General features: G+C 72.0%; 2 pseudogenes. Both read right to left on the reverse strand.

From position 1 onward, the window contains the following. A pseudogene (locus AC27KI_RS26220) lies at window positions 1-612 on the reverse strand (O-antigen ligase family protein); the annotation flags it as partial. Beyond that, window positions 609-813: pseudogene (locus tag AC27KI_RS26225) on the reverse strand (glycosyltransferase family 2 protein); the annotation flags it as partial. The pseudogenes AC27KI_RS26225 and AC27KI_RS26220, both read right to left, overlap by 4 nt.

The following is an 813-nucleotide window of genomic DNA, read 5'->3' on the forward strand; positions in this document are numbered from 1 at the left end:
GGGCAGCGCCAGCGGCAGCACGAGCCAGCCCCCGCGCGACTCCGACAGCAGCGAGCCCTCGAAGCCCAGCAGGATGCACACCACCCAGCCCACGCGCTGCCAGGGCGCCCAGCGGCCCCACTGCACGAGCAGGGCCGCCGAACACATCAGGCCCAGCAGCAGGCTCAGGCCGCCGAACTGGATCGCATTGGTGTAGCCGTTGGCGCGCAGCAGGTGCAGCACGCCGGTCTGGTAGATGCCGATGAGCCCCGCGCCGCACGCCCCCACGGCGAGGCCCCACCACAGCCAGACCGCACGCGGCGGGTAGGCCAGCAGGTAGAAAAGGCAGGGCAGTGCCAGCAGGTACTTGGACGGCCGGTCCAGGTTGGACCAGCCGCCCTGGGCCGGGTCGAAATCGAGGGCCCACACGAAGCCCATGGCGACGATGGAGGCGAACAGCCACCAGGCCTCGCGGCCCGGGGGCCGGCGCAGCCACACGCCGGCCGTGGCCAGGCTGCACAGCAGCAGGACCACCGCGCCCCACGAATAGCCCGAGCGCAGCCACAGGGCCAGGCCGGGCACCATGAAAGCCGCCACGCCGGACAGGCGTGCGAAGACATCCGAAGGTTTCACCGGCGCACGCTCTCGCTCAGGCGGTCGCTGTCGTACTCCAGCGCGGCATACCGGAAGAACGCTTCCAGAGCCACGAACAGGCAGTAAAGGAAACCGGCACCGCCGCACAGGAACCCGAGCCGCAGCACGTACAGCCGCACGAACATGCTCGCGCCCGAGGCCAGCCCGCGCCCCACGCCGCCGCGCTTGCCGGCCGCCGCG

Source organism: Acidovorax sp. KPB24-03 (assembly GCF_057546605.1).